Raw genomic sequence first — 26,470 nt, forward strand, 5'->3', positions numbered from 1 at the left:
CCTCGCTAGAATGGCGCTTCGACGTCGCCCATGGCGACATAGACGGATTTGACCTGCGAATAATGCTCGATCGCCGCGCGAGCATTTTCGCGGCCGACGCCAGACTGTTTGACCCCACCGAAGGGCATTTCGACTGGGGTCAGATTATAGGTATTGATCCAGCACGTCCCAGCTTCGAGCGCCGCGACCATGCGGTGCGCGCGCGCGATATCTTTGGTGAACACACCGGCGGCAAGGCCGAACTCGGTGGCGTTCGCGCGTTCGAGCACCTCGTCCTCGGTTTTGAAGGTGAGGACCGAAAGGACCGGTCCGAAGATCTCCTCGCGGGCGATACGCATGGCGTCGGTGACGCCGGAAAAGAGTGTGGGTTCGATAAAAAAGCCTTGGGCGTTCAGGCCTTTGGGAATGTCCCCGCCGAAGACGAGCGTAGCGCCTTCGGATCGTCCGATCTCGACATAACCGAGCACCTTTTCGTGCTGGGACTTGGAAACGAGTGGGCCGATCTGTGTGGCATCTTCGCGCGGGTCGCCGATGATCGCCTTAGCGGTGCGTTCGGCAATACGGGCGATGAATTTATCCTCAATGCTCTCGTGGACGAAAACGCGGGTGCCGTTCGAACAAATCTGGCCGGTCGAATAGAAATTGGCGTTGATCGCGGCGGAGACGGCGTTTTCGATATCGGCATCCTCGAAGATAATGAGCGGGGATTTCCCGCCCAATTCCATCGTGACGTGCCGGATGCCCTCGGCGGCCGCGGCGTAGACTTTCTTGCCGGTAGGGACCGAACCGGTGAGCGAAACTTTGTCGGTACGCGGATCGGTGGCGAGCGCGGCGCCGACGTCGCCATAGCCCTGGACGACGTTGAACAGGCCCGCTGGCGCGCCGGCTTCGACGAAGATCTCGGCGAGTTTGAGCGCGCAGAGCGGGGTGAGCTCGGAGGGTTTGAAGATCATCGCGTTGCCGCAGGCGAGCGCGGGGGCGGCTTTCCAGCAGGCAATTTGGGTCGGGTAGTTCCAAGCCCCGATGCCGACGCAGACGCCCAGGGGCTCGCGCAGTGTGTAGGCCAAATCGGCGCCCAGCGGGATGGTTTCACCGGTCAGCGTCGCGGCGAGGCCGCCGAAATATTCGAGCGCTTCGGCGCCCGAGGTGGCGTCCGCAACACGGGTTTCCTGGATAGGTTTTCCGGTGTCGAGCGTTTCGAGCTGGGAGAGCTCCTCGTTGCGTTCGCGGATGATGTCGGCGGCGCGGCGGAGGACGCGGCCGCGCTCGACGGGGGTGAAGCGGGCCCATTGCCGCTGGGCGCGGCGGGCGGAAGCGAGGGCTTTGTCGATGATCGCGGGGGTTGCCGAATGAAGCGTTGCGATGGTTTCGCCGGTTGCCGGGAAAATGCAGACAATTTCTCGGCCGGTTTCGTCCTCGAGGTAGGCCCCGTCAATGAAATGGCTCGCTGTGGGCTGGGCGTTCATCACTATTCTCCGCGCGGGAAGCGTTGGGTCTCTTCGAGGACGTTGAGGTCCATGTGGTTGCGCATGAACCGCTCGGAGGCCTTTTGCAGGGGTTGAAAGTCCCAGGGGTAATAGGCGCCGTTGCGCAAGGCCTCATAGACGACGTGACGGCGGGCCTGGCTTTGACGGACATCGGCGTCGAACCGGTCCATGTCCCACAGCTCCCGCACCTTTGCCGCGAAACGTCCGGCGGTTTGCGCATGCGCGGGATCCTGCGCGAGATTTGCCGTTTCGTGCGGGTCGGTCTCAAGGTTGAAAAGCTGGGGCGGGTCGAGCTCGCAATGGACGTATTTCCACGGGCCCTCGCGCAGGGCGACGAGGGGCGCATAGGAGGCCTCGGCGGCGTATTCGATGCGGACAGGGGTATCGCGTGTTTCCCCGTTGGCCAGCGGAACGAGCGTTTCGCCATCGGTCCAGGGGGTGACCTCGGACAGATCGATACCGGCGAGTTCGGCGAGGGTCGGGGTGACGTCCATCGTGCTCACGGGGGTATCGATTCGGCCCGCCGGAAGACCAGGCGCAGAGATCATCAGGGGTACGCGGGCGGAGCCTTCATAAAAGCTCATTTTGAACCAGAGACCCTTTTCGCCCAGCATGTCGCCGTGGTCGGAAACAAAGACGATGATGGTGTCTTCTTCCTGCCGCGTGGCGCTCAAGGCGTGCATCACTTCGCCGATCTTGTCATCGAGATAGGAGATGTTGGCAAAATAGGCGCGGCGGGCGCGTTCGATGTCGGTCTCGGTGATCGTATATTCGCGCCAATCATTGGCGTCGAAGATGCGTTTGGAATGCGGGTCGTGGTCCTCATAGGGCAGGGCCGGCACCTCGGGGAGGAGGTGGTCGCAGTCCGCGTAAAGGTCCCAATATTTGCGGCGCGCGACATAGGGGTCGTGCGGGTGGGTGAAGCTCACCGTCAGCATCCAGGGCCGGTCGTCATTGCCGCGGGCGAGGTCATAGACCTTACGCGTTGCGTGATAGGCGACCTCGTCGTCATATTCCATCTGGTTGGAAATCTCGGCGATGCCGGCGCCGGTAACCGAGCCCAGATTGTGATACCACCAGGCGATGCGTTCGCCGGGTTTGCGGTAGTCCGGCGTCCAGCCGAAATCGGCGGGATAGATGTCGGTGGTCAGCCGCTCCTCGAAGCCATGAAGCTGGTCGGGGCCGACAAAGTGCATCTTACCCGAAAGCGTTGTCTGGTAGCCCGCGCGGCGCAGGTGGTGGGCATAGGTGGGGATATCCGAGGCGAACTCGGCAGCGTTGTCGTAAACCCGTGTGCGGTGGGGCAATTGCCCGGCCATATAACTCGCACGGCCCGGCGCGCAGAGCGGAGAGCCGGTATAGGTGTTGGCAAAGCGTGTGGAGCGCTCGGCCAACGCCTTGAGATTTGGCGCGTGGAGCCAGTCCGCCGGGCCATCGGGAAAGAGCGTGCCGTTGAGCTGGTCGACCATGAAAACGAGAATATTGGGCTTCCGGGTCATCTGCGGGCGATCCTTTCCAACCAGAGATTGAGGTAGTCCTTGACCATGTCTCTGGTGCTCTCGCGGTCGGGGACTTCGTCTTGTAGTGCGCACCGGATGTAGAAGCCGTCGATCATCGAGGCGAGCCCCTGGGCGACCTTCTGGGCCGTGCGGTCGTCAAAGAGTTGGCGCAGGTTGAACAGGAGGTTGGCGTGCAGCCGCTTGGCGTAGATCTGCAAGAGCCGCCGCGTGGAGTGCGATTGCAGGGCGCGCACGTAAAAGATCAGCCATGCGGCAACGATCTCGCGTTCGAACTGGCTTTGCTCGAAGCTCGCATCGATGATGGCGCGAATGCGCTCCTCGGGCGTATCGGCCAGACGCAGTCGCTCGCGCACGGCGAGTCGAAACGTTTCGAGAACCCTTCGCATGGCCGCCAGAAATATCTGATCCTTCGATCCAAAATAATGGTGCGCGAGCGCGGAAGATACGCCCGCACGCTTGGCGATCTGGCTGACAGTCACGTCGAGTGAACCGGCCTCTCCAATCTCCGCGATTGCCGCGGAAATCAGCGCTTTCCGGCGCAAAATCGGCATACCAATTTTCGGCATATTTGCGACTTTCCCGAGAAAACTGTTTACATCTCCTCCTAATTTGTTTTTGATTGACTCGTCAATCAAGAAAAATTTCCCCACCCCACCCCTTTCAATAGAGGAGATGGCCATGATCAAACACGCCGCGACCCTGACCAGCGCGCTGGCGCTTTCGCTGGTTTCGAGTGCCGCGTTCGCCCAGGCTCAGTGCACCGAGGTTTCATTTTCCGATGTCGGCTGGACCGATATCACTACGACCACTTCGGCGACCAAGCATGTACTCGAAGCGCTTGGATACGAGGTCGATGTAAAGGTGCTTTCGGTGCCGGTGACCTTTGCCTCGCTTGAAAGCGACGACATCGACGTCTTCCTCGGCAATTGGATGCCCGCTCAGTCCGCGGCGATCGGACCCTATATTGAAAGCGGCGAGGTCGAGACGGTTGCGACCAATCTCGAGGGCACGAAATATACCCTTGCAGTCCCCTCCTATACCTATGAGAAGGGATTGCAGTCTTACGCGGACATTGCCGATTTCAGGGAAGAGCTCGACGAGACGATCTACGGTATCGAGCCGGGCAATGAGGGCAACGCCTATCTTGTCAGCCTGATTGAAGAGAACGCTCACGGGCTTGAAGGCTTCGAGGTCGTGGAAAGCTCCGAGCAGGGCATGCTCGGACAAGTTGCGCGTGCCTATGAAGATGGTGAGGACGTCGTGTTTCTCGGCTGGGAACCCCATCCGATGAACGCCAATTTCGAATTGCGCTACCTGCCGGGCGGTGAAGACTTCTTTGGCGGCGAAGGTACCGTGCATACCGTGACGCGGGCCGGGTTCGTCGATGAGTGTCCCAATGTCGGCAAGCTGCTTGAGAACCTCTCCTTCACGCTCGCCATGGAGAACGAGATCATGGGCGAGATTCTCGATGAGGGTGCGGACCCTGACGACGCGACGCTGGCCTGGATGCAGGCTAATCCCGAGCTACCGCTCGCATGGGTCGAGGGGGTGACGACCGTGGATGGCGGCGATGCCACCGCCGCGGTGACCGAGGCTCTCGGACTTTAAGACATTCATGACCCCAGCCCGGCCCAGGCCGGGCTGGTTTCGTTTGGCGCTTTAAGAGGGGGCTCCGCGTTGGAATGGCTGACTAATAACAAGATCCCGGTCGGGAAGTGGGCAAGCGCCTTCTTCGACTGGCTCAAGAATAATTTCGAGGGCGTCATCGATGTCCTCGCCGATGGCGCAGAGGCCCTGATCGAGGGGCTATTGTGGCTGCTCCAGACCCCCCATCCTTTTTTCATTATTGCGGTTTTCGCCGTGCTGACATGGCTTTTACAGCGCAACTGGAAGACCTGCCTTTTCGTCGTGCTCGGCTTTCTGTTCATTCTCAACCAGGACTATTGGGAGGAAATGACCGAAAGTTTGACGCTGGTCGTTTGCTCATGCCTCGTGTGTATGGCCATCGGCGTTCCGATCGGCATCGCGGCGGCGCACCGGCCGCGCGCCTACCGGTTTATCCAGCCGGTGCTCGATCTGATGCAGACCCTGCCGACCTTCGTCTACCTCATTCCCGCGATCGTCTTTTTCGGTATCGGCATGGTGCCGGGCCTGATCGCGACGGTGATCTTCGTCGTCCCCGCGCCGATCCGGCTGACCTATCTGGGCATCGCTTCGACACCGACGCCGCTGCTTGAGGCGGCCGAAGCGTTTGGGGGGACCAACAGCCAGAAGCTCTTCAAGGTCGAGTTACCCTATGCGTTGCCGCAAATCATGGCGGGGCTCAACCAGACCATTATGCTCTCGCTCTCGATGGTGGTTGTCGCCGCGCTCGTTGGGGCGGACGGTCTCGGCGTGCCAGTCGTGCGCGCGCTCAACCAGGTCAATACCGCCCTCGGCTTCGAGAGCGGGTTCATCATCGTTGTGGTCGCAATCATTCTCGATCGCATGCTGCGCATTCAACAGGACAAGAGATGAGCAAGGCTGTCGTATTCGATAAGGTCAACATCGTCTTCGGGGACAATCCGGACGCCGCGTTGCCGCTCATGGATCGGGGCAAGAGCCGGTCCGAAATTCAGCAGGAAACCAATCAGGTTCTCGGGGTGCACGACTGCTCGCTCGAAGTCGAGGAAGGGGAGATCGTCGTCCTGATGGGCCTGTCGGGCTCGGGCAAGTCGACGCTTTTGCGGGCAGTCAACGGGCTCAATCCGGTGGTGCGTGGTTCGGTCACGGTCACCTCGGACGGATGGTCGTGCGATCCGGCCAATTGTACCCGGGACGAGCTTTTGCGCCTGCGCCGCCGGGGCGTGGCGATGGTCTTCCAGCAGTTCGGACTTCTGCCCTGGCGCAATGTGCTCGACAACGTCGCGCTTGGGCTCGAACTCGGGGGTATGAACCGGGCCGAGCGCGAAGAGAAGGTGCACGAGGAACTCGAACTCGTCGGGCTTTCAGAATGGGCCGAGAACAAGGTGAGCGAGCTTTCGGGCGGGATGCAGCAGCGGGTCGGGTTGGCGCGCGCCTTTGCCACCAAGGCGCCGATCCTTTTGATGGACGAGCCGTTCTCAGCGCTCGACCCGCTTATTCGCACCAGGCTTCAGGACGAGCTTCTGGTGCTCCAGGAAAAGCTCAAGCGCACGATCATCTTCGTCTCGCACGACCTTGATGAAGCGTTCAAGCTGGGCAATCGCATTGCGATCATGGAAGGCGGGCGGATCGTTCAGTGCGGCACGCCGCAGGAGATCATCGCTAATCCGGTCAATGCCTATGTCGAAGATTTTGTTACGCATATGAACCCGCTCAACGTGCTGCTGGCGGGCGATGTGATGTCCAGCACACCGGCTGTTTCGGCGAAAACTGCAGTGGATGTGGAAACGCCGGTTGCGACAGTTATCGACAGCCTTTCGACTGGTACCGATATTGTAGGGGTCACCGATACGGAGGGTCGACCAGTAGGGTCGATCACCAACCAGGACATCATTGTTGCGCTCCAATCCAAGGAAGCGGATGCGCCTTAGGGCTCGATCCCATGCGGGTCCGCACGATCGCTAACGCGAATCCAGCGGAGCACTGTGCTCAATATGCCGAACTTCGCTGGCAAGCTCGACATGCAGCTTGAGTTTACCGCGACGCAACAGCAAGTGCATCAATCCTGATGCTTCGTGGCCGGGCGGCTATCGGCTTGCAGATACATGGTCCAATCTGTCAGGAGTTTGACCTTACTTGTTTCGTTGAAGGACGCCGGCGATGTCAATCGCAACGCTTTTGGGGTTTTCCGCAATTCTCATGTGGGCGCTGCTGGCGCTGTTCACTTCGGCGAGCGGTGCGGTCCCGCCGTTTCAGCTCAATGCGATGACGTTTACGGTAGCGACGGCGATCGGGCTTGTTTATCTCAAGGCTAGAGGCCGGAGCTTTGCGATCTTTCGTCAACGACCAGTTGTATGGCTGCTTGGGGTGGCGGGGTTATTCGGTTATCACGCCTTCTATTTCGGGGCGCTGCGGAATGCGCCACCGGCTCAGGCGAGCCTTATCGCTTACCTCTGGCCGCTGCTGATCGTTCTGGGTTCGGCGATTCTCCCGGGGGAGCGGTTGCGCTGGTTCCATGGCGCCGGGGCGGTGCTGGGGTTGTCGGGCGCGGCGCTGATCATCGCCGGAAGCGGCGACCTTGCGGTCTCGACGGCTTATGTGCCCGGCTACATTCTGGCGGCGTTCTGCGCGCTGACGTGGTCGAGCTACTCGTTGCTTTCCCGGCGGTTTTCCAGCGTGCCTTCGGATGTCGTGACCGGATTTTGTTTTGCTACGGCTATTCTCTCGGTTTTTGCCCATCTCGTGTTCGAGACGACCGTCTGGCCGGCGAATTGGGTCGAGTGGCTCGCGGTGCTCGGGCTTGGGCTGATGCCGGTGGGGGGAGCGTTTTACGTCTGGGACTATGCCGTCAAGAAGGGCGACATCCAGCTTATCGGCGCTGCGAGCTACGCGGCGCCGCTTCTTTCCACGCTGATCCTTATTGCGAGTGGGCAGGCCGCGTTTTCCGGGGCTATTGTCGTCGCGGCGGTTCTGATTACCGCCGGTGCGTGCCTTGCGGCGCTTCCGTTGTTCAAGCGTTTGCTGGATGCGCGGCTTGCGGCAAGGCGCAGTTCCGTGGGGTAGGCAGTGTGAGAAGTCCGGGCCAGGTGGACCTCAGCGGGCCAGCCAACCCCCGTCGACCGGCAGCACCACGCCATGGACATAGGTTGCCGCATCGCTGGCGAGGAAGACTGCAGCGCCACCGATGTCGCCGGGCTGGCCCCAGCGTCCCGCCGGGATGCGGCCTAGGATTTCCGTGTGGCGCTTTTCATCGTTGCGTAGGGCTTCGGTGTTATTGGTCTCGATATAACCCGGCGCAATGGCGTTGACGTTAATCCCCTTGGCGGCCCATTCGCAGGCGAGGAGCCGGGTGAGGCCGGCAAGACCGCTCTTGGATGCCGTATAGGAAGGGATACGGATGCCGCCCTGGAAGGATAGCAGCGAAGCGATGTTGATGATCCTGCCTTCCTGGTCTGTGGCGAACGCCTTGCGGGCGAAGGCCTGGCAGAGGAAGAATGCGGTCTTGAGGTTCAGATCGATGACCGCATCCCAGTCCTCTTCGGTGAAATCGATCGCGTCAGCGCGGCGGATGATGCCGGCATTGTTGACTAGAATGTCGATGGGACCCGAGGAATCCCAGTCGTGTTCAAGCGCCGTGACGGCAGCGTGCATGTCGCTGAGATCGACAATGATTTCTGCACAGGATTGACCGAGTCTCTCTACCTCGGCCTTGGTTTCCGCCATCGAGGAGCGGCCTACCGCGATGATGTCGGCGCCCGCTTCGGCCAGGGCGATTGCGATGCCCTGACCAATGCCGGTGTTCGCTCCGGTGACGAATGCGCGTTTGTTTTTCAGGCTGAAACCCGCCATCAGCGCAGGTCCTCCATCGCGACCATGTCGACGTCCTTGTAGTCGATGTTATCGCCAGCCATGGCCCAGATGAAGGTGTAATTGGCCGTGCCGGCGCCACAGTGGATCGACCAGCCGGGGGACAAGAGAGCCTGCTCGTTGGCGATGACCATGTGGCGAGTTTCGTCCGGTTCGCCCATGAAATGGAAGACGCGGGCGGTCTCGGGCATGCCGAAATAGAGGTAGGCTTCAGTGCGGCGGTCGTGCAGGTGGGCGGGCATGGTGTTCCAGACCGAACCGGGCGCGAGAGTGGTCATTCCGACGACAAGTTGGCAGGACTTGGCCCCATCTGCGTGGACGAACTGAAAGATTGAGCGCTCGTTTGAGGTCTCTTGCGCACCGAGGTCGATGCGGTTGGCGTCTTCGATTTTGATGAGCCTGGTTTCGTAAGTCTTATGGGCGGGTGCGCTGACGATATAGAATTTCGCGCCCTTGCCCGAGAAGGAAACGTCCCCGGCGCCCATGGCGATGTAGAGCATATCCCGGTGACCCAAAGTGTAGTCTATGCTCCCGACCGTGACGATGCCTTCCTCGCCGATATTGGCAATGACCGCTTCGCGGCGGTCGAGGAAATTGGCAGTGCCGAGGGTTTTGAAGGCCTCGAGTTTCAATGTGCTATCGGCGGGCGTGGCGCCGCCGACGATCATGCGGTCCATGTGGCTATAGGTGAGGTTGATTTCACCGGGCACGAACGGGGTTTCGATGAGGAACTCGGAGCGCAGTGCGGTGGTATCGAGGCTGCGCGCGGTTTCGGGGTCGATGGCCCAGCGCGTTTCGACGTTCATAAAAAGCTCCCAATAGTCTGGAGTTGGAATTGATGGTGGTCAGTTCGCGTTCGCGAGGCGTTTGGCAGATGCAGGCCGGTTTCCGGCCAGCATTTCGACGAGCAGCAGCATTGCCAGTGCCTGGCCGTAGGGAGCCGGGGCGTTGGGGATGCGGCGGTAGAAATCGAGGTCGTGGCCCATGGGGGTGCCGTCCGAGACTTCGGCGACGATGCCATCCTCACCGATCCGCGTGGTAACGGCGGCAAAGGCCTTTTCGGCCAGCGTGCGGCAGTCGGGGGAGAGGAGCCCGAGTTCGATGCCGCGGAGGACGCCATAGGCGATACCGGCGGTCGCGGATGTTTCAAGCGGGGAGGCCTTATCATCGAGGAGCGTTGAGAACATCCCGTTCTCATGCTGAAGGGTCTTGAGCGTCGCCACCTGCGCGCGGAGGACCGCTCCGAGGAATTTCGCCGTGGATGCCGGGATGCCTTCGATCAGCCCGAAGAGTTCGGGAATGGCGACGGTGATCCAGGAATTGCCGCGCGCCCAGAAGGCGTTGGCGAAGTTGTGGCGGCCGTTGAAGGTCCAGCCGTGATACCAGAGCCCGGTCACCGGGTCAGAGAGATAGCGGGCGTGGACCAGGAACTGGTAGAGCGCCTCGTCGACCCAGTCGCGACGGCCAAAGCGCTGGCCGGCGCGGGCGAGGAACAGGCAGGTCATGAAGAGCGTATCGTCCCACAGTTCGCCATCGTTCATGCGCTCCTTGACGACATGCTGGAAGCCGTCGTCCTCAGTGCGCGCGAGACCGGTCATGAGCCAGTCGGCCCAGTCCTTGACCAGCGCTTCCCAGTCGGGGCGGTCGACGTGGTCGATCAGGATGCTCAGGGGCAGCATGGGCGAACTTGAGTTAACCTGGCGGGGCGGGAGACCGCGCCCGATCTGCCAGTCGTACCACTGTGCAATGGCGGCGATGAGCGCGTCGTCGTTCGCGGCTTCGGCGTGGCGGATGAGGCCATAAACGCCCACGCCGACTTCCCAATCCCATTCGTCGAACTGAAGGGAGAAACCATCGCTGGCGAGCGGCGCTGTCTCGTTCATGCCTTTGAGGCGCGCGAGGCCGAGCGCAACATTGGATAGCAGCCGGGAAAGGTCCTCTTGGGTATGCATACTTATGAACTTTCTCGTGACGATCTCGTGTGGGGTCAGGACAGGGGGGAGGCCGCCGTTTCGCGGACCTGTGGTGCGAGGCCCGGATTGGGGAAGGCGAAAGGAATGCCATCGACCGACAGGCCGGAGGCGTAGTCGAGCTCAAGGGATTGGGCGCCCTTGCGGGAGAGGGTGGCGCGCATGGCTTCGGGGGCGAAGGAAAGCGCGGTGTCGCCCAGCATGGATTTGATCGCGGCGATATCTGCGCCTTGCGCGCGTTCGCCGACGATCACGGCCCATGCGGCTTTCGTACCTTGGGCGCGGTATTCCCGCCCGGCGCCGGGGCCGGTTTCAACCGGGACGATCGGCGCGGAGGCGGTCAGTGCGGCGAAGCCATTGCCGCCGCGCAGGATCAGCCAGTTGTTCCAGATGAGGGTTTCGTCGAAGCCGCCGGAGGGCGCGCAGGCATGGGTGAAATCGACGCGCGGGTTCTCGCCCAGGTCATAGAGCATCAGGGCCGCGTCTTGATATTGCCCGATGCGCGGCATGACGCCGTTGCCGGCCCAATAGGACGGGCGCTGGTGGCCCCAGGGATCGTCCTCGCCGGGATGGTTGATCCAGGCGCGGGCGAAAGGGTGGCTCGCGAAGCGGATGTCGATGAGGTGCTGCTGGTGGCCCTTCTTGCCCGGCTCGCCATCGACCGAGGCCGAAAGCTGGACGGCGGCGCGCTTGTGGAGCGCGAGACGGCCAGCGCTTTGATAGCCCTGGACGTAGTGCGCGTTGAGCGCCGTGCCGGGGGGCGGCGATACGTAACGGTCGAGCCCCGCGGGTGGCTCGTAGCTGCCGGCGGCGAACATGGGCAGTGCGGCGACGCCGTCGTTGAGCCAGCCTTCGCCGAAGGCGACGGTTGCGAAGGGGGCGAGTTCGGTCAAGGGGCCGGCGTGCAGTTCCTTATCGTAGGCGCGGCCCTGCGTGCCGGCGGCGACGCCGCCCAGCGTGTGGAGGGCGATCATGGTGAAAAGGCGGTCGAGGAGCGCTTTTGCGCGTGTTTTGATGTCGCCATCGGCCCAATGCTCAAGGGCGAGAAGGCCGATAAAATCGATGGGGTAATAGGCGGCGGAGTTCCATTCGGCGAGGCCGTGGGCCTCGACGGAATCAAACCATTTGCCAAGGCGTTCGGTGGCGAGGCGCGCCTGCGTGGTGCCCTTGCGTCCCGAGGCGGTGAAGGTCGCCGAGGGGAAGAGCCGGCCTGCGAGGTATTGGGAGGTGTGGAAACACAGGACGTGGTTTTCGCTCCAAAACCACATGACGTCGTTGCCCGGCTCGTCAACCCAGTAGCGGTAGTTGAGGATGGCGGTTTCGATGCGCTTGGTCCGCCGCTCAGGGAGCTTGTCCTTATAGGCGCCGTAGAGCCAGAGGAGCGGCACCATGACGAAATCCGAGCAATCGCGGCGCTCTTCGATTGCGGCGAGGGTATCGGCGAGGATGGTGTCGAGCGTTTCGCCGTCGACCTGGTTTGCCGCGAGCATGGCGAGCGCGCGGCCTACACGCAATTCGCCATGTTGCGCGGCGAAGGCCAATGCCGCCTCTTTGCGTGCCGAGAGCGTTGCGGGCTGGCGCGGTGGGGTCTTCTCGCGCAGGAGCGCAAAGCCGATATGACGCGTGACGCGGGCAGAGCCGATTTCAAAGGTAAGATCGAGCGGGTGGTAGGCGTCCGGGAGGGTGTCGATGCCTTCGAGCACGACGCGATCCTTGCCGGTGCGCAGGGTGGCGCGCGTCTCAAAGAGTGGCGGCAGGTGCTGCATGTGGACGCTTTGCCGGATGCTGGCGGTGACCGTGACATCGGTTTCGCTCGGTGCGTCGAAGACGAGGACTAGCGGGCCCGCGCTGGTGAACTCACCTTTGGGGCGAACGTCGGCGGCGAGCGTCATCAGTGTCTTGATGTCGGAAGGGCTCGCGCCGCCGGGAACGCCGGCCTCGATCGCGACGTCCGCCTTGGAGGTCATTTCAACGTACCAGGTGGTGTCGCGTTCGGCGAGGTCTTCGGAGAGCATCACAACTTCGCTGCCGGTGGCTTTTAGCGGCAGGGTTACCGCTGTCGTCTGACCGGCGTTGCGGGTGAAGGGTTCGAATTGTCCGGCGAGGACGCCATCGACCCAGATGTGGACGCCTCCGCAGGTTGTAACAGTGAACGGGTAGTCGCCGTCCTCAGGCGGTACGAGGGTGGTGCGGCACCAGCGCGCGAGCTTTGTGGGGCGATGCCAGAAGTGCGAGAAATCGAGCCGCCGGTTGAAGCCGGGCAGATTGATGCTTTCGACGGGCCAATCGGTCTTGAGCGGGACGGTGCGGGTCTTGATTTCATCCCAAAGCGCGACGCGGCACGGGAGATGGCCGACATCGACGAAGCCGTTGATGAAGCGGTAGTTGACGCGGTCCTCGGCGAGTGCGGGGGTGCCAGGGTAGTAGGCCGCTTCGAGAGGTGACAGTGCCCACGCAACGACTGTTCCGCCCGGCGGGACCGGGAAGAAGGCGGTGACGGTGTTTGTCTCGGTCGTCAGTGCACTCACTGGCGCACCCCGACGAGGTCGAGCTTTTCGGCGAAGTGGCAGCGGACCTGCCGGTTGGGCGCTACCGTGCGCAGTTCGGGCACTTCGGCCGAACATCTGGCTTCCGCATAGGGGCAGCGTGGGTGGAAGGCGCAGCCGGAGGGCGGGTTGGCCGCGTTCGCGATTTCGCCCTTGAGCGGCACGCGCTTGCGGGCCCGGTTGCCCTTGGGATCGGGCTGCGGAACGGCGGCCATCAGCGCTTCGGTATAGGGATGCAGCGGCTTGGTGAAAATGTCACCGGTCGGTGCGGTCTCGACGAGGCGGCCCAGATACATCACGCCGATGCGGTCGGAGATGTGCTCGACCATACCCAGATCGTGGGTGATGAAGAGATAGGTGAGGCCGAATTTTTCCTGCAGGTCCTGTAGGAGGTTGATGTTTTGTGCTGCTACCGAAACGTCAAGCGCGGAGACCGCTTCGTCTGCCGCGATGAAGCTCGGGTTCAGCGCAAGGGCGCGGGCGATGCCGATGCGCTGGCGCTGCCCGCCGGAGAAGGCGTGCGGGTAGCGCTGGAGATATTCGGGCCGCAGGCCGACGACGCTCAGAAGTTCGGCGACGCGATCCTTGATCTCGGACTGGGTCCCGACGCCGTGGATGACGAGCGGTTCGCCGATCAATTCCAGCAGCGTCATGCGTGGGTTGAGCGAGGAATAAGGATCCTGGAAGATCATCTGCATCTCGCGCCGGAGTGCGCGCAATTCGCGCTCGGGCAGGTGCGAGATATCGACAATGGAATCGTCGCTGCGGCGGAAGAGGATCTGGCCGTCGGTGACGTTATAGGCGCGCAGCATCAGGCGGGCGACGGTAGACTTGCCCGAACCGCTCTCGCCGACGAGCCCGAAAGTCTCGCCCTTCCTGATGTCGAGGGTTACTCCATCGATGGCCTTGACGTCGCCAACATGGCGGCGGTTCCAGCCGGCATGGATGGGGAAGTACTTCTTGAGGTCGCGGATCGAAAAGAGCGTGTCGTCCGGTATTGCCGGGCTCGTTGTGGGAGTGTCAGGCATTGACGGTCTCCTTGAGGAAATCTTCGGCGAAATGGCAGCGCGACATCTGCTCATTTGCGAAATGGTGCGCCTCGGGCATGTCGACATCACAGAGGCCGGGGCGCGCATGTTCGCAGCGCGGGTTGAACGGGCAGCCCCTGGGCACACTGAAGGGGTCGGGGACCATGCCGGGGATCGTCGGCAGGCGCCGGCCCTGATCGACGCCGAGGCGCGGGATCGAGCGCAGGAGGGCGCGCGTGTAGGGGTGCTTGGGGGCGTAGAAGATGTCGTCGACCGTGGCGGTTTCGACGATGCGGCCCAGATACATCACCGACACCCGGTCGGCGATGTCGGCGACGACGCCGAAATTGTGCGTGATGAAGACGATCGCCATGCCCAGTTCGGACTGGAGCTCTTTAAGGAGTGTCAGGATCTGGGCTTCGGTGGTGACGTCGAGCGCGGTCGTCGGCTCGTCGGCGATCAGGAGCGCGGGGTTGCACGAGATGGCGAGTGCGATCATGGCGCGCTGGCGCATGCCGCCCGAGAGCTGGTGGGGGTAGGCGTCGAGGAGCTGTTCGGGCCGCGGCATATGGACCTTGGCCAGAAGCTCGGCGGCGCGCTTCCGGGCGGCAGCGCGGTCCATCTGCATGTGCAACTGGATGGTGCGTGTGATCTGGGTGCCGATGGTGTGGACCGGCGAGAGCGCGGTCATCGGCTCCTGGAAGATCATCCCGATATGGTTGCCGCGCACCTTGCGGATGGCGCGGGAATTGCGGCCAAGCGCGGAAAGTTCGATCTGCTCGTTTGCCGTCGGGGAAAAGCGGATCGCGCCACCGGCTTCTTTCGCGTTGCGCGGGAGGAGCCGCATGATCGCACGCGCGGTGATGGATTTTCCGGAGCCACTCTCGCCGACGATGCCGAGCACTTCGCCACGATTGACGTGGTAGGAGACGCCGTTGACGGCTTTGACCACGCCTTCGCGCATGGGGAAGTGCACCTGAACCTCGTCCAGTTCTATGAGGCGCCTTTCGGGCAGGGTTTGGTTGGACATACAGCTTATCCTATTGCCCATACGGGTCGGCTGCGTCGCGCAGGCCGTCGCCGAGGAAGTTGAAGGCAAGCACCGTCAAAACCACGGCGAGACCGGGAGTCAGGAGCCATGGTGCGAGCGAGATCGAGCGCAGGTTCTGGGCGTCCTGCAACAACACGCCCCAGCTTACCACCGGCGGGCGCAGCCCGAGGCCGAGGAAGCTCAGAGCGGTTTCGCCGAGGATCATTTCGGGCACGGCAAGGGTGAGCGCAGCAATGATATAGGAGGTCATCGAGGGCAGCATGTGCTTGGTGATGATCCGATATTCCGAAGCACCGGCAAGCCTTGCGGCGAGGACGTAATCCTCGTTGCGGATGGCGAAGAACTGTCCGCGTACGACGCGGGCGAGGTGCGTCCAGCCAATGAGTGCCAATATGATCGTGATGAGCACGTAAACGAGGATCGGATCCCATGCGATGGGGAGCGCCGCGGCGAGGCCCATCCAGAGCGGGATCGTCGGAATCGAGCGGATGAACTCCATCAGGCGTTGGATGGAGCTGTCGATCCAGCCGCCGAAATAGCCCGAGATGGAGCCTAGCGCGAGGCCGAGGACGAAGGCGAAGATGACGCCGACGAGGCCGGCCGAAAGCGTCACGCGGGCGCCATGGACAAGGCGGGAGAAGACGTCGCGGCCAAGCGAATCCGTGCCTAAAAGGTTGATCTGCTCGCGGCGGTCGTCGACGCCGAAGAGGTGGAAATCCGTGCGGAAGAGGCCGAGGAAATTGTATTCGTCTCCGCTTACGAAGAGCTGGATGGGAAGAACGGTTTCGGTGTCGGTCTCGTAGAGAACGCGTGCAGTATCCGGGTCGCGTTCGCGGGCGAGTCCGTAAACGAAGGGGCCGACGAATTTGCCCTCGTGGAAGAGATGAATGCCAGTGGGCGGGGCGAGCGTGCGCAGACGCTGGATCTCGAAGGGTCCATAAGGCGCGACCATATCGGCGAAGAGTCCGGTGAGCGCCAAAAGGATCAGGAACCACATGGAGACGACGGCAAGTATGTGCTTTTTGAACCGGCGCCAGATCAGCGTCCAGGGTTTCGCGGTATAGAGGTCTTCTTTGGCGGAAGGCGCTATGGTTTGCAGTGTTTCGATGGCCTGGTCGGTCATGGCTTGTCCTCCCTCACGCGAAACGGATGCGCGGGTCGAACCACGCGAGCAGGATGTCGGAAATCAGCGTGCCGATGACGGTGAAGACGCTGAGGATGAGGATGAAGCTGCCGGCGAGATACATGTCCTGCATCTTGAGCGCCTGGAGGAGCAGCGGGCCTGTGGTGGGCAGGTTGAGGACGACGGCGGTGATGACGTCGCCGGAAAAAAGAGCCGGGAGCGACCAGCCGACCGTGGAGATGAACGGGTTGAGCGCCACGCGAACGGGGTAGTTCCAGACGACCTGGCGTTCGGAGAGACCCTGGGCGTAAGCGGTTTCGACATAGGGCTTGCCTAGTTCGTCGAGCATATTGGCGCGCATGACGCGGATGAGACCAGCCGCGCCGCCGGTGGCGAGCACAACCACGGGGACCCAGAGGTGTGAGAGGAGGTTAAGGACTTTATCGATGGTCCAGGGCGCGCTTTCATATTGCGGGGAGATGAGGCCGCCGACATCCATATGCAGATAGGCGAAGCCGATCCACATCAGAACGAGCGCAAGGAGGAAGTCCGGGATGCCCTTACCTAGGAAACCGAAGACCGTGAAGATGTAATCGAAAACGGAGTATTGCCGCGTTGCGGAATAGACGCCGACGGGGATGGCGATGATCCATGTGAAAACAAGGCTCAGCGAGGAGATCGCGAGCGTCAGGCCGAGACGGTTCCAGATGAGGTCGGCGACGGGCTTGTTCCATTCGAGTGAGAAGCCGAAATCGCCGCGAAAGACGATATTGGAGATCCAGCGCCAATATTGGACGAGCATCGGATCGTTGAGCCCGAGTTGCTGACGCATCAGTTCTTCCTGCGCCTTGGTGATGTAGTCGCCCGCATTGCGCAATTGCGCGGCGTAGGCGGTCACATAGTCGCCTGGCGGCAGTTGGATGATCACGAACGAGATGAACGAGATGAAGATCAGGGTCGGTATCGCAAGCAACATGCGCCGAACGATAAAGCTGATCATGTGTCCTCCACTGGGCAGGATGGGTGCGCGCCCGCAGGCGCGCACCCCTAGCGTGATACGGCTTGGTTATGCCGTCTATTGATTAGTTCTGTTCCATCCAGAACTGCTGGGGCTGGGAGAAGCCGATGCCGCGGAAGATGTCGTCTTCGGCGAGCCCTTCGCGGTGGTTGTGGAAGTCGTTCGCCACGATGTTGATGACCGGCTCCTCGCCGACCACGCCGACGACATAGCCGCCCATGACGAAGTTTCCGATCAACTCGTTGACCGCCATATCAGCGTCCTCGATCGTGCTGGCCTGGGACGCCCTGTCCCAAGCAGCGAAGATCTGACGGATCGGGTGATCGGCGGGCGGTTCGATGCCGGATGCCCCGTCGGTTTCGTACCACAGGAAGTACTGGTTGGCGTAGCTGTCCGAGCCCATCATGCGGCGCGGGTCGGCGGGCACGTAGGTCAGCCGGTCGAACGGCATCCACTGAACCTGGAAGCTGTTGTTCTCGCGGTTGGCGTCCCACTGTGTGCGGTCGATGATGCGCGGCAGCAGTTCGATGCCGACATCGGAGAGGTTGTCGGCCAAGAGTTCGAGCGTATCGGAATGCGAGACGTCATTGGCTTCGACCACGAGAACGAGGCGTTCTCCGTCCGGCCGAAGCCGGAAGCCGGCGCTGTCGCGTTCGGTCAGCCCAATGCCGTCGAGCAGTTCGTTGGCATAGTCGGGATCGTATTCGACCCAGTGCTCCTCGAGCTCTTCACGGAAGTAGGGCGAACCCGAAATCGGCGAGGCCGCGCGCGGTTCGGCCAGGCCTGAGAACGCCAGTTCATTGATCAACTCGCGGTCGATCGAGAAGCTGAGCGCTTCACGGAAGGCTGCATCGGCAAAGAGCTCGCCAAGGACCGCATCTTCGGTGTTGAGGTTCGGAACGAGCGACCAGACGTTAGCCGAAAGCCCGGCGTCGATGTGGTAGTCGCCGCGCTCTTCGTTCTCACGGAAGAACGTATAGTTCGCTGATTGAATGTGCCGGGCCTGCATGTCGATCTGGCCCTGCGCCACCATTAGGTTGAGCGTTTCAGGGTCCTGGAACAGGCGATGCTCGATACGGTCGATATAAGGAAGCTGATTTCCTTCCTGATCGACAGCGTAGTAGTAGGGGTTGCGAACCATCGTGACGATGTCCGCCGGGGGCGGCGTTTCGATCTTCCAGGCGGTGATCACCGGAAGGTCGGGGTTGAACCACCAGGCGGTTGCTGCGCCGCGCGAACCCCAAAGATCAGTCCACTTTTCGACATTGAAGTCGGCTGCGGCCTGCGCCAGTTCCTCGTCGCTCGCATAGTGATTGTTGAACTGCGAAAGGTAGTGCTTGGGGAACAGGAAGCTCGGGCGGTCGAGGCTCGGGTCGCCGGTCGAATCCTTGGCCAGGATCTGAAGGAAGTAGACATAGGGCGCGGCGAATTTCACCGTAAAGGTGCGGTCGTCGACGATCTCGATTTCCATCGGTACGCCGCCCGGAGCGAAGGTGGGATCGATCGAGGGGAGGATATCCTTGTTGAGGAAAACGTCCTCATACCAGAACTGCACATCCTCGGTGGTCACGGGGTGGCCGTCCGACCACTTGAGGCCTTCCAGTAGGGTGAAAGTATATTCGGTTGCGTCCTCGCTAACCGAATAGGATTCGATAAAGCCCGGAACGAGTTGGGCAGTGCCGTTTTCGTCTGGCGCCCACTTCAGGACACGTTCTTCCATCAGCTTGGTCGCGCCCCAGCGGTCGCCGGGGCCGTTGAAGGCACGCTGCCACGTGCCGCCGTATTCACCGACTTCGACAGCTTCGATGACGGTCGGATTTACCGGTAGACGTTCCTCGACCGGTGGTAGTTCGCCTGCTTCGACCAGTTCGGTCAGCGCCGGCGACTCCTGGAATGCCAAAGCCGACGAAATGAATGCCGTCGAGGCGATCAAGCCCGCCGTGATGCCGGCGAGTATGCGAAGGGATTTCATGAATTAACCTCCCAGTTCCCTATCAAGACACGGTGGTGTGCAGGGAGCACATACACCACGAATATGAAAATTTTTCTACATCCTCCTGTTCGTGCACTTTTTCTCATATTATGCATTTCCAGTATTTAAAGGATATGTGGCACGAAGGTGATCTTACAATCGCGGGAAAAGGGACAAGAATCAATAAGAAAATATTTTCATGAAATGGCGAAGGGCGCGCGGTTTCGACATCCCACTCGCAGAGCGTAGGATTCTCAATGTGTTAATAGATGGGCGTGCGCGCCGCCGTCCGATCGTAGCCGGACGGTAGGATTTGTCGTGTGCGTTAGCCGCGCCGGGCGGAGACGCTTTGGCGGATGACGAGCTTGCAGCCGAGCTCCAGGCGTTGGGCCGCGCGCTCGGTGTCGTTGGCAAGGACCCGGCGTTCGAGAAGGTGTAGGGCTTCAGGGCCCATCTGGTTGAGCGGGACATCGACCGTGGTCAGCGCCGGGCTCACCAGTTCGCCCAAGGCCACGCCGTCAAAACCCATGACCGAAATGTCTCCGGGGATATCGAGACCCGCTGCGGTCAGCGCTCGCATGGCGCCGAGTGCCAGATTGTCGGCGGCACAAAAGATCGCCGTGATGTCACCTGGCCCACCATTGTCCTTCAGCCAGGCCCCGATTGCCTCCTCACCCATCTTCGGCTCGTACCCCGCAGCTTCGAGCACGTGGGCACCGGAACGGGGTATGTTGTTGGCCCGGAACGCGTCGATGAAGCCGTCATAGCGCCGAGTGATCGTGGTGCGGCCTTCCCAGGTGAGGTGGAGAATTTCTCGATGTCCCTGTGAAATCAACCAATCGGTTGCCATCTGGGCGGCGAAGCGATTGCCTGGCGTGACACTGTCGACCCTCATTTCCTGATCTTCGCCATTGATCAAGACGGTAAGCAGGCCGGCGTTGGAAATGCCGTGGAGCAGTTCGCGCCGGTCGTCATTGAGAAGGAGTATGCCGTCGGCAGCTGCCTCCTTGGCCGCCTCGACGATCCGTTTCGCTGTCAGTGGACCGCCGCCTGCAAGCGGCACAAGACGGACGCTGCGGCGCTCGCATTCGCGAGTGAGGGCGTTGAGAACCGTCCAGGAGAAGAGATTGATTTCGTTTTCGGGAAGCGCATCGTCGGGGACGGCCAAAAGCACGGTATCGAGCGCCGTGATCGTTGCCTTCGTCTGGCGTTCTGCGAGATACCCCAGCCGACGCGCGGCGTCGAGCACACGGGCACGGACCTCGGTTGAAATTGGCGCTGTGCCATTAAGGACGTGCGATACCGTAGAGATCGCGACCTGCGCCTCGCGTGAGACGTCTTTGATTCCAACCTTTTTGCGTGTAGCCATGCGCGTCTATCCGGGCCTTCCAGTGAGCGGTTTTTCGCTGCCGGAACATTCAGTAACGGTATAGCCGAAGCGGTGCAGCGTCATGGGCGTTTCAGCTTTTTCCCAAGCGGATCGTGCGGATTTGGAACGGGGCGAAAGTTAGCACGACGCCGCCGTCGCTGACCGGCAGTTCGCGCGGCTCGCGTTCGAGAAGATCGACCTCCCGTGCCGTTCCGAAGCCTTCGGGCAAGGCGAGCGCCGTTTCGGCATGTCGACCGTGCGTTTCCCAAAGCCGGACTACGATACCGTCTTCGTCCTCAGCGCGCTTGACGCTTTCGATGGTAACGCCGTCGCAATCGAGCGCGAAGAGCGCCGCTTCGCCATCTATGGCGTCGGATGCTCCAGGCAGGAGGCGTAGTGGCATATTGAACGCTTCTGCCTCTGCCGGAACGCCTCCACCGGAAAATGTGCCGTGGTGGACAAAAAGACCATAGCGGAATCGATGTTCATCCTGATCGGCTTTCGGCCAGGGATCCGTGGGCGCGCGCAGGAGCGTGAGGCGGATGGTCGTATCCTTAGCGTCGTAGCCATATTTGCAGTCGTTGAGCAGCGCAGCGCCGAAATCGGGCTCGGAGAGATCGACCCAGCGGTGCATCGCGCACTCGAAGCGTGCTTGGTCCCAGGACGTATTGCGGTGGGTAGGGCGCTTGACGTGGCCGAACTGGATTTCCGCGGTCGCAGTGTCGGTTTTGATATTGAGCGGGAAGGCCGCTTTGACGAGCGTATGTTCCTCGTGCCAGTCGATCCACGTATCGAAATCGAGCCGTGCGGTGCCGGTTTCAAGCGCGACGATCTGGACGATGCGCGAGCGCTCATAGCACCATTCGAAGCGTATGGCAGCGCGATAGGGACCGGTTTCGATTGGCTCGGCAGAGACCAGATCATCAATCTCCCAAGACTGGTCCTCGAAATCGGAGTCGATCTCCCAGGCGTCGTAGGCAACGGGTCTGTCGCGGAAGGCTTGGAGGCAGTTGGCCGGTTGACCGGGAAGAATCAACTCCCGGCCATTGCGCTTGTCGCGGACCGATGTGATTCGGCCCTTGCGGTCGAACGCGACCGAAAGCACGGCGTTCTCGATGTGGTTCCTGGAAACGGAAAGTTCGCCGGTCCTCGATTGCGGTCGTGCTCCCGGCTCGACATGGAGGATGCGCGTACCCAGCGCTGGCGCTTTGGCAATGGGCGCGGCCTGTTCGCGCGTTCCGTCCGCGCGATAAATGGTTTGGGTCGGGATGGCAGTGCCGGCGTCAATAATCGTTTGCGGCTCCGCGCCGGGAAGCGAGACCAGCCCGTCCCGCGTGCGGGACAGAACGTTGAAGAGCAGGTATTGCCCTTTACCCGCGAGAGCGTTCGCCAGTTCGGTTGTCAAAGCGCCGGCCTCGGTGAAAAACGCGGCGTAGTCGCGGTCGCTATCCTCATAGACGCCGCCGATCGAGGAGCCGGGGAGGATGTCGTGGAATTGGTTCAGAAGGACGATGCGCCACAGGTTGTGGAGGCGCTCGGCGGGGTAGGGATGGTTGCGCGCGGTCATGGCGAGGACGGCGAGGGCTTCGATTTCGCGCAGCGCGTTTTCTGCCAGCCGGTTGTTGCGCTTGTTCTTGGCGACTGAGGTCAGCGTGCCACGGTGGAATTCGAGGTAGAGTTCGCCCACCCAAGTGGGGAAACGCGCGGGATCGGCGTGCATTTTTTCGAGCAGCCGGTCGAAGAACGGGCGCATGGGTTCGTGCTTCACCTTCGGGCAGCCGGGGATTCCGCGCTCCATGCGCCGGACGTTTTCCAGCATTTCGCGCGTCGGCCCGCCGCCGCCGTCGCCATGGCCGTAAACGAGGAACAATTCGTCGTTGAGCGCCTGCTGGCCATAGCGCTTCCACGTGCCCATGACGTGGGTAGGCTTCAGGTCGGGGTTGTAGGTCGTGCCGATGGACGTCGATGTATAGGGTTGCGTGGTGAGGAAGTAGGCAGGGACGCGCGTGCCGTCGATGCCCTGCCAGAAGAAGGTCTCGTAGGGCATGCGGTTGGTGTCGTTCCAGGAGAGCTTGTGCGTGACGAAGACGTCGAGCCCGGCAAGTTCCATCAATTGCGGCAGAGCCGCGGTGTAGCCGAAAGTGTCGGGCAGCCAGACGATGCGCGGGCGGACGCCGAAGGTCTCCTCGTGATAGTGGACGCCGTGGAGGATGTGGCGGACGAAGGATTCGCCGCTCGTGATGTTGGCGTCGGGCTCGAGCCAAAGCGCGCCTTCGATCTCGAAGCGGCCTTCGGCCTTGCGATCCAGGATGCGGGAGAAAAGCTCAGGATAGTCCTCGCTGAGCCAGTCGAGCAGGACGCCCTGATTGTACATGAACCGGTAGTCGGGATACTCCTCCATCAGCTTGAGCACAGTAGCCATCGAACGGGCCATTTTCTGTCGGGTCTCTCGCAACCGCCAGAGCCACGCCACGTCGATATGGGTGTGGCCGGTAGCGACGATAGTGGGCTTTTTCTCGAAGTCCGGCGCTTCGTAAATCTCTTTGGCGATGCGTTCGGCGCGCGTGAGGCTGGCTTGGTAGCGTTCGGGGTTGCCTGGGCGGAAGTCGATTTCGGCGAGGGCAGCGTTGGCGTGGCCGAGGATCAGATGCCGGCGAACGTCGTCCTCGGGCAGGAGACGGGCGACATCCACGGGGACACGGAGGTCGTAATAGACTTTTTCGATTGCGGCATCGTGGATGTGGAGCGAGACGCCGAAGCCGAGCTGGCGCCGGTCTTCGATGGTTCCAGCTTCGATCAGGATATCGAAGGTTTCGCCAGGCTTGGCGTTCTCGGTCAGAAGTACTTCGCGGTGGTTGCCGTCGACGCCTTGCGCAATCGCGCCGTTTATGCGGACGAGGCATTGTGGGTCGGAGCGGCCCATCACGGACCCGAATTGAGCCTCGATCCGGATTGCGATGCGTTTACCGGCAGTGGCCTCGGGTACTTCGACACAGCCCGCGAACCAGGTGTAGCTGCCCGGTTCCCCCCATACGAGGTCGCGGCCTAGGAGCGTCCAATTTTCACACGACTCGGCCAGGGCTTTGGCACGGTCCTCATGGCCGCCGAATCGCACTTTGAAGGGTGTTTCGGTGCCAAGAGGTTGGAATATACGTGCCGCGAGCGTAGCGAGAAGGTGGTCGATTTTTGCGAGTCGGTGCATCAGATGCTCGTCATTGTCGTGGTCGGAATTTCGGCTGTTAGCAGCCTGGGTCGTTTCCGCTTCCTTGGGGAAGTAACATATATTGGCGGTGAAAAATTTTCATTTTTTGTGTTGCCGCGAACACACTAATTGCCAAAACGTCTCTTCTCAATGCATTGAATTCGTCATACTGGCGGATTATTTCCGATATCGCCCGTATCCAAGTGGTTCGCGTGGTGTGTAGGATTCTGAAAATAATTTCGTAGGACGGCAATCGCCATGGCCAAGATTCCCGATTTTCCCGTCGCTGCTCAGGCGACGGATGCAACCATACGCGTACAGGCGGCGATTGCGCGTGCGCACGAAGTTGGTGGTGGCCGGGTGGTGTTGGGGGCGGGCGTACATAGATGTCGTGGGCTTACACTTCTTTCGCATGTCGAACTGCATCTTGCCCATGGGGCAGTGCTGCGGCCCAAGCCGGACTATGGGGCGTATGCGGAAACGGCGGTTCGCGTGATCGCCGAGGACAGCGATCGCGGCATGATCGTTGCGCGAGATGCGCAGAACATCGCCATCACCGGTACCGGGGTGATTGAGGCGGGCGGGGAGGCGTTTATCGCGGGTGACGACCCTACGATGGGGACCTGGGTGCCGGCGCGGCTGCGGCCTCGGGTCATTGTTCTTGATGAATGCAGCGATGTGCGGCTCGCGAACTTCGCTGTGCATGCTTCGCCTATGTGGACGATCCATGCGATCGCCTGCCGAAATCTCACGGCTGTGGGGATTCGCGTCGACAACGACAGGCGCATGCCGAACACCGACGGTTTTGTTATCGATTCCTGTGAAGACGTATTGATCGAGCACGTCGAAATTCGGACGGCGGATGACGGGATTGTGCTGAAGACGACGGCGCGGGCGGATGGAACGCCTGTGGGGTCGTGCCGGCGCGTGCGCGTCGCCAAGAGCCTGATTGAAAGCCAGTCGTGTGCGCTCAAGATCGGCACGGAAACACATTCCCCGATTTCCGACATTCTTTTTGAGGATTGCGAGATCGTGGCATCCAACCGGGGGCTGGGTGTTTTTTCGCGAGACGGCGGGGACATTTCCAATGTGCGGTTCTCGCGCATCGTACTCGATTGCGAGGAGACGCCGGACGGATTCTGGGGGGCAGGCGAGGCGCTGACAGTTTCTGTGGTGGACCGGAGACAGGAAATACCAGCGGGGCGCGTCAGCGGGCTTGTTGCCGAAGATATTTCGGGCAACATGGCGGGTTCCATCAACATCGTGGGCAGTGAGGCAGGACGGATTTCTGACGTGCAGCTTCGGCGGATCTTTGTCGAGCAGCGTCCGGGTCCCTATGGAACGGCGCTCAATTACGATCTCAGGCCGACCGGCGCCGATCTCGCGCCGTCCGCGGATGCGGTAGGCCGAGCGAATGCGTGGGTGAAGGACGCGAACGGCAGGGTGGTGGGGCTGATGCCTTATCCTGGCGGCATGCCAGGGATTTTCCTCAAGAATCTCGCGGATGTGAGTCTTGAGGATGTGACCATTACGCGGCCCGACATCCTACCTTGCCAGTGGAATCGGGAAATGATTGTCCAAGAATAGGCGTTAAACCACTCGTCCTCCGCCGTCGAACAAGTGCGTGCGGGTGGTATCGAGGCGCAGGCCGACATTGTCGCCGATACGGGCGGCGGATTCGCTATCGTCTTCGACTACCATCGATCCTGCGGCTGTATCGACATAGAGGATCGTGGCATTGCCCAGGCGTTCGAGCATGCTAATCTGGCCACCGAGCTGTGCCTCGGGGCCGCCTGGATCGGTGGGCGCAATGTGCTCAGGGCGGATGCCGACCTCGAAATCGTCGCCGGCGGAGGCGAGGGTGGGGCCGCGGGTCTCGAGTTCAATCGTATCGTTGCTGCCGGAGAACGTTACCCTGGCCTTGCGCTCGGAGGGGAAATCGGCGCGGACCGGGGCGAAATTCATCGCAGGCGAGCCGATGAATGAGGCGACGAACTTGTTTTCCGGCCGGTGGTAGAGGTCGAGCGGACCGCCGACCTGGGCGATACGGCCCCGGTCGAGGACGACGATGCGATCGGCAAGAGTCATGGCTTCGATCTGATCGTGGGTAACGTAGATCATCGTCGTTGCGAGCTCCTGGTGGAGCTTGGCGAGTTCGAGGCGCATCTGCACGCGGAGTTTGGCGTCGAGGTTTGAGAGCGGCTCGTCGAAGAGGAAGACTTCAGGATCGCGCACCAGAGCGCGACCGATGGCGACGCGCTGTCGCTGACCGCCCGAAAGCTGGGCGGGCTTTCGGTCCATATAGTCTTCGAGCTGGAGGAGGCGGGCAACTTTATCGGACTTTTCCGCTATCGCCTCCTTGCGCTCGCCCGCGATGTCGAGGCTGAAGCCGATATTCTGGCGCACGCTCATATGGGGATAGAGCGCGTAGGATTGGAACACCATCGAGATGCGCCGCTTGGCGGGCGGGACCTGGGTGACATCATTTCCATTGATGACAACACGGCCAGCCGTGACGGTTTCGAGCCCGGCAATCATACGCAGGAGCGTCGACTTTCCGCAACCCGAAGGGCCGAGGAGGGCGCAGAATTCTCCAGCCTCTATATTGAGGCTGAGATCCTTGATTACCTCGACAAGGCCGAAATTCTTTTTCAGCGATTTGAGTTCAACATGCGGCATTGGAAAGCCTCCTCA

The 26,470-nt window shown here is 61.4% G+C and carries 20 protein-coding genes; 5 read left to right on the forward strand and 15 right to left on the reverse strand.

What is annotated here, in order from left to right; genetic code table 11:
• Positions 1–5 precede the first annotated feature (5 nt).
• From betB to betI, 3 genes are read right to left on the reverse strand one after another with little or no spacing between them, the layout of a single operon-like run.
• Positions 6–1,466 (reverse strand): betaine-aldehyde dehydrogenase, encoded by a 1,461-nt coding sequence (gene betB / locus LG281_RS15205; protein ID WP_404402137.1) that lies wholly within the window; start codon positions 1,464–1,466, stop codon positions 6–8.
• A gap of 2 nt (positions 1,467–1,468) precedes the next feature.
• A complete protein-coding gene (gene betC, locus LG281_RS15210; RefSeq protein ID WP_404402139.1) occupies positions 1,469–2,986 on the reverse strand; it encodes a choline-sulfatase in 1,518 nt (505 codons plus the stop codon).
• On the reverse strand, positions 2,983–3,573 hold the full coding sequence (gene betI / locus LG281_RS15215; protein WP_404402141.1) for a transcriptional regulator BetI: 591 nt from the start codon (positions 3,571–3,573) through the stop codon (positions 2,983–2,985). The genes betC and betI overlap by 4 nt, the downstream gene beginning before the upstream one ends.
• A 112-nt stretch (positions 3,574–3,685) precedes the next feature.
• Between betI and choX the strand changes: the two genes are divergently transcribed.
• The 4 genes from choX to LG281_RS15235 all read left to right on the forward strand — a co-directional run bounded on the left by choX (position 3,686) and on the right by LG281_RS15235 (position 7,693).
• Positions 3,686–4,615, forward strand: coding sequence for a choline ABC transporter substrate-binding protein (gene choX, locus LG281_RS15220; RefSeq protein ID WP_404402143.1), 930 nt, complete (start codon positions 3,686–3,688; stop codon positions 4,613–4,615).
• A gap of 69 nt (positions 4,616–4,684) precedes the next feature.
• Positions 4,685–5,524: a choline ABC transporter permease subunit gene (gene choW / locus LG281_RS15225; RefSeq protein WP_404402145.1), complete on the forward strand. Its 840-nt coding sequence runs from the start codon at positions 4,685–4,687 to the stop codon at positions 5,522–5,524.
• Positions 5,521–6,561, forward strand: coding sequence for a choline ABC transporter ATP-binding protein (choV, locus tag LG281_RS15230; RefSeq protein WP_404402147.1), 1,041 nt, complete (start codon positions 5,521–5,523; stop codon positions 6,559–6,561). Before choW ends, choV begins: the two co-directional genes overlap by 4 nt.
• Before the next feature lie 229 nt (positions 6,562–6,790).
• The gene (locus LG281_RS15235; RefSeq protein ID WP_404402149.1) at positions 6,791–7,693 is read left to right on the forward strand and encodes a DMT family transporter; all 903 of its coding nucleotides are present in this window, start codon (positions 6,791–6,793) and stop codon (positions 7,691–7,693) included.
• A gap of 30 nt (positions 7,694–7,723) precedes the next feature.
• Here LG281_RS15235 and kduD read toward each other — a convergent pair whose 3' ends face one another.
• The 11 genes from kduD to LG281_RS15290 all read right to left on the reverse strand — a co-directional run bounded on the left by kduD (position 7,724) and on the right by LG281_RS15290 (position 23,776).
• Positions 7,724–8,479, reverse strand: a complete 756-nt coding sequence (kduD, locus tag LG281_RS15240; protein WP_404402151.1) for a 2-dehydro-3-deoxy-D-gluconate 5-dehydrogenase KduD — start codon at positions 8,477–8,479, stop codon at positions 7,724–7,726.
• A complete protein-coding gene (gene kduI / locus LG281_RS15245; protein ID WP_404402153.1) occupies positions 8,479–9,303 on the reverse strand; it encodes a 5-dehydro-4-deoxy-D-glucuronate isomerase in 825 nt (274 codons plus the stop codon). Before kduI ends, kduD begins: the two co-directional genes overlap by 1 nt.
• Positions 9,304–9,342: 39 nt before the next feature.
• On the reverse strand, positions 9,343–10,449 hold the full coding sequence (locus LG281_RS15250) for a glycoside hydrolase family 105 protein (protein WP_404402155.1): 1,107 nt from the start codon (positions 10,447–10,449) through the stop codon (positions 9,343–9,345).
• A gap of 35 nt (positions 10,450–10,484) precedes the next feature.
• Positions 10,485–12,995: a hypothetical protein gene (locus tag LG281_RS15255; protein WP_404402157.1), complete on the reverse strand. Its 2,511-nt coding sequence runs from the start codon at positions 12,993–12,995 to the stop codon at positions 10,485–10,487.
• Complete coding sequence (locus tag LG281_RS15260; protein WP_404402159.1) at positions 12,992–14,041, reverse strand: ABC transporter ATP-binding protein; 1,050 nt, start codon at positions 14,039–14,041, stop codon at positions 12,992–12,994. Before LG281_RS15260 ends, LG281_RS15255 begins: the two co-directional genes overlap by 4 nt.
• On the reverse strand, positions 14,034–15,071 hold the full coding sequence (locus LG281_RS15265; RefSeq protein WP_404402161.1) for an ABC transporter ATP-binding protein: 1,038 nt from the start codon (positions 15,069–15,071) through the stop codon (positions 14,034–14,036). The genes LG281_RS15260 and LG281_RS15265 overlap by 8 nt, the downstream gene beginning before the upstream one ends.
• 10 nt (positions 15,072–15,081) lie before the next feature.
• Positions 15,082–16,215 carry an ABC transporter permease gene (locus tag LG281_RS15270; RefSeq protein ID WP_404402163.1) on the reverse strand — a complete coding sequence of 378 codons (1,134 nt, stop codon included), beginning with the start codon at positions 16,213–16,215 and terminating at the stop codon, positions 15,082–15,084.
• Positions 16,216–16,228: 13 nt separating this feature from the next.
• Positions 16,229–17,215, reverse strand: coding sequence for an ABC transporter permease (locus tag LG281_RS15275; protein ID WP_404402165.1), 987 nt, complete (start codon positions 17,213–17,215; stop codon positions 16,229–16,231).
• Positions 17,216–17,297: 82 nt separating this feature from the next.
• Positions 17,298–19,205, reverse strand: a complete 1,908-nt coding sequence (locus tag LG281_RS15280) for an ABC transporter substrate-binding protein (RefSeq protein WP_404402167.1) — start codon at positions 19,203–19,205, stop codon at positions 17,298–17,300.
• 325 nt (positions 19,206–19,530) lie between these two features.
• A complete protein-coding gene (locus tag LG281_RS15285; RefSeq protein WP_404402169.1) occupies positions 19,531–20,574 on the reverse strand; it encodes a LacI family DNA-binding transcriptional regulator in 1,044 nt (347 codons plus the stop codon).
• Positions 20,575–20,665: 91 nt separating this feature from the next.
• On the reverse strand, positions 20,666–23,776 hold the full coding sequence (locus tag LG281_RS15290; RefSeq protein ID WP_404402171.1) for an alpha-mannosidase: 3,111 nt from the start codon (positions 23,774–23,776) through the stop codon (positions 20,666–20,668).
• A 258-nt stretch (positions 23,777–24,034) separates the two neighbouring features.
• Here LG281_RS15290 and LG281_RS15295 point away from each other — a divergent pair, with 258 nt between their 5' ends.
• Positions 24,035–25,363, forward strand: coding sequence for a glycoside hydrolase family 28 protein (locus LG281_RS15295; protein WP_404402173.1), 1,329 nt, complete (start codon positions 24,035–24,037; stop codon positions 25,361–25,363).
• 3 nt (positions 25,364–25,366) lie between these two features.
• On the opposite strand, the gene LG281_RS15300 is transcribed toward LG281_RS15295, so the two are convergent.
• Positions 25,367–26,455 (reverse strand): ABC transporter ATP-binding protein, encoded by a 1,089-nt coding sequence (locus LG281_RS15300; RefSeq protein WP_404402175.1) that lies wholly within the window; start codon positions 26,453–26,455, stop codon positions 25,367–25,369.
• Positions 26,456–26,470: the final 15 nt, after the last annotated feature.

Origin of the sequence: Pelagibacterium halotolerans, from assembly GCF_044811015.1 — a bacterium.
Classification (GTDB): domain Bacteria; phylum Pseudomonadota; class Alphaproteobacteria; order Rhizobiales; family Devosiaceae; genus Pelagibacterium; species Pelagibacterium halotolerans_A.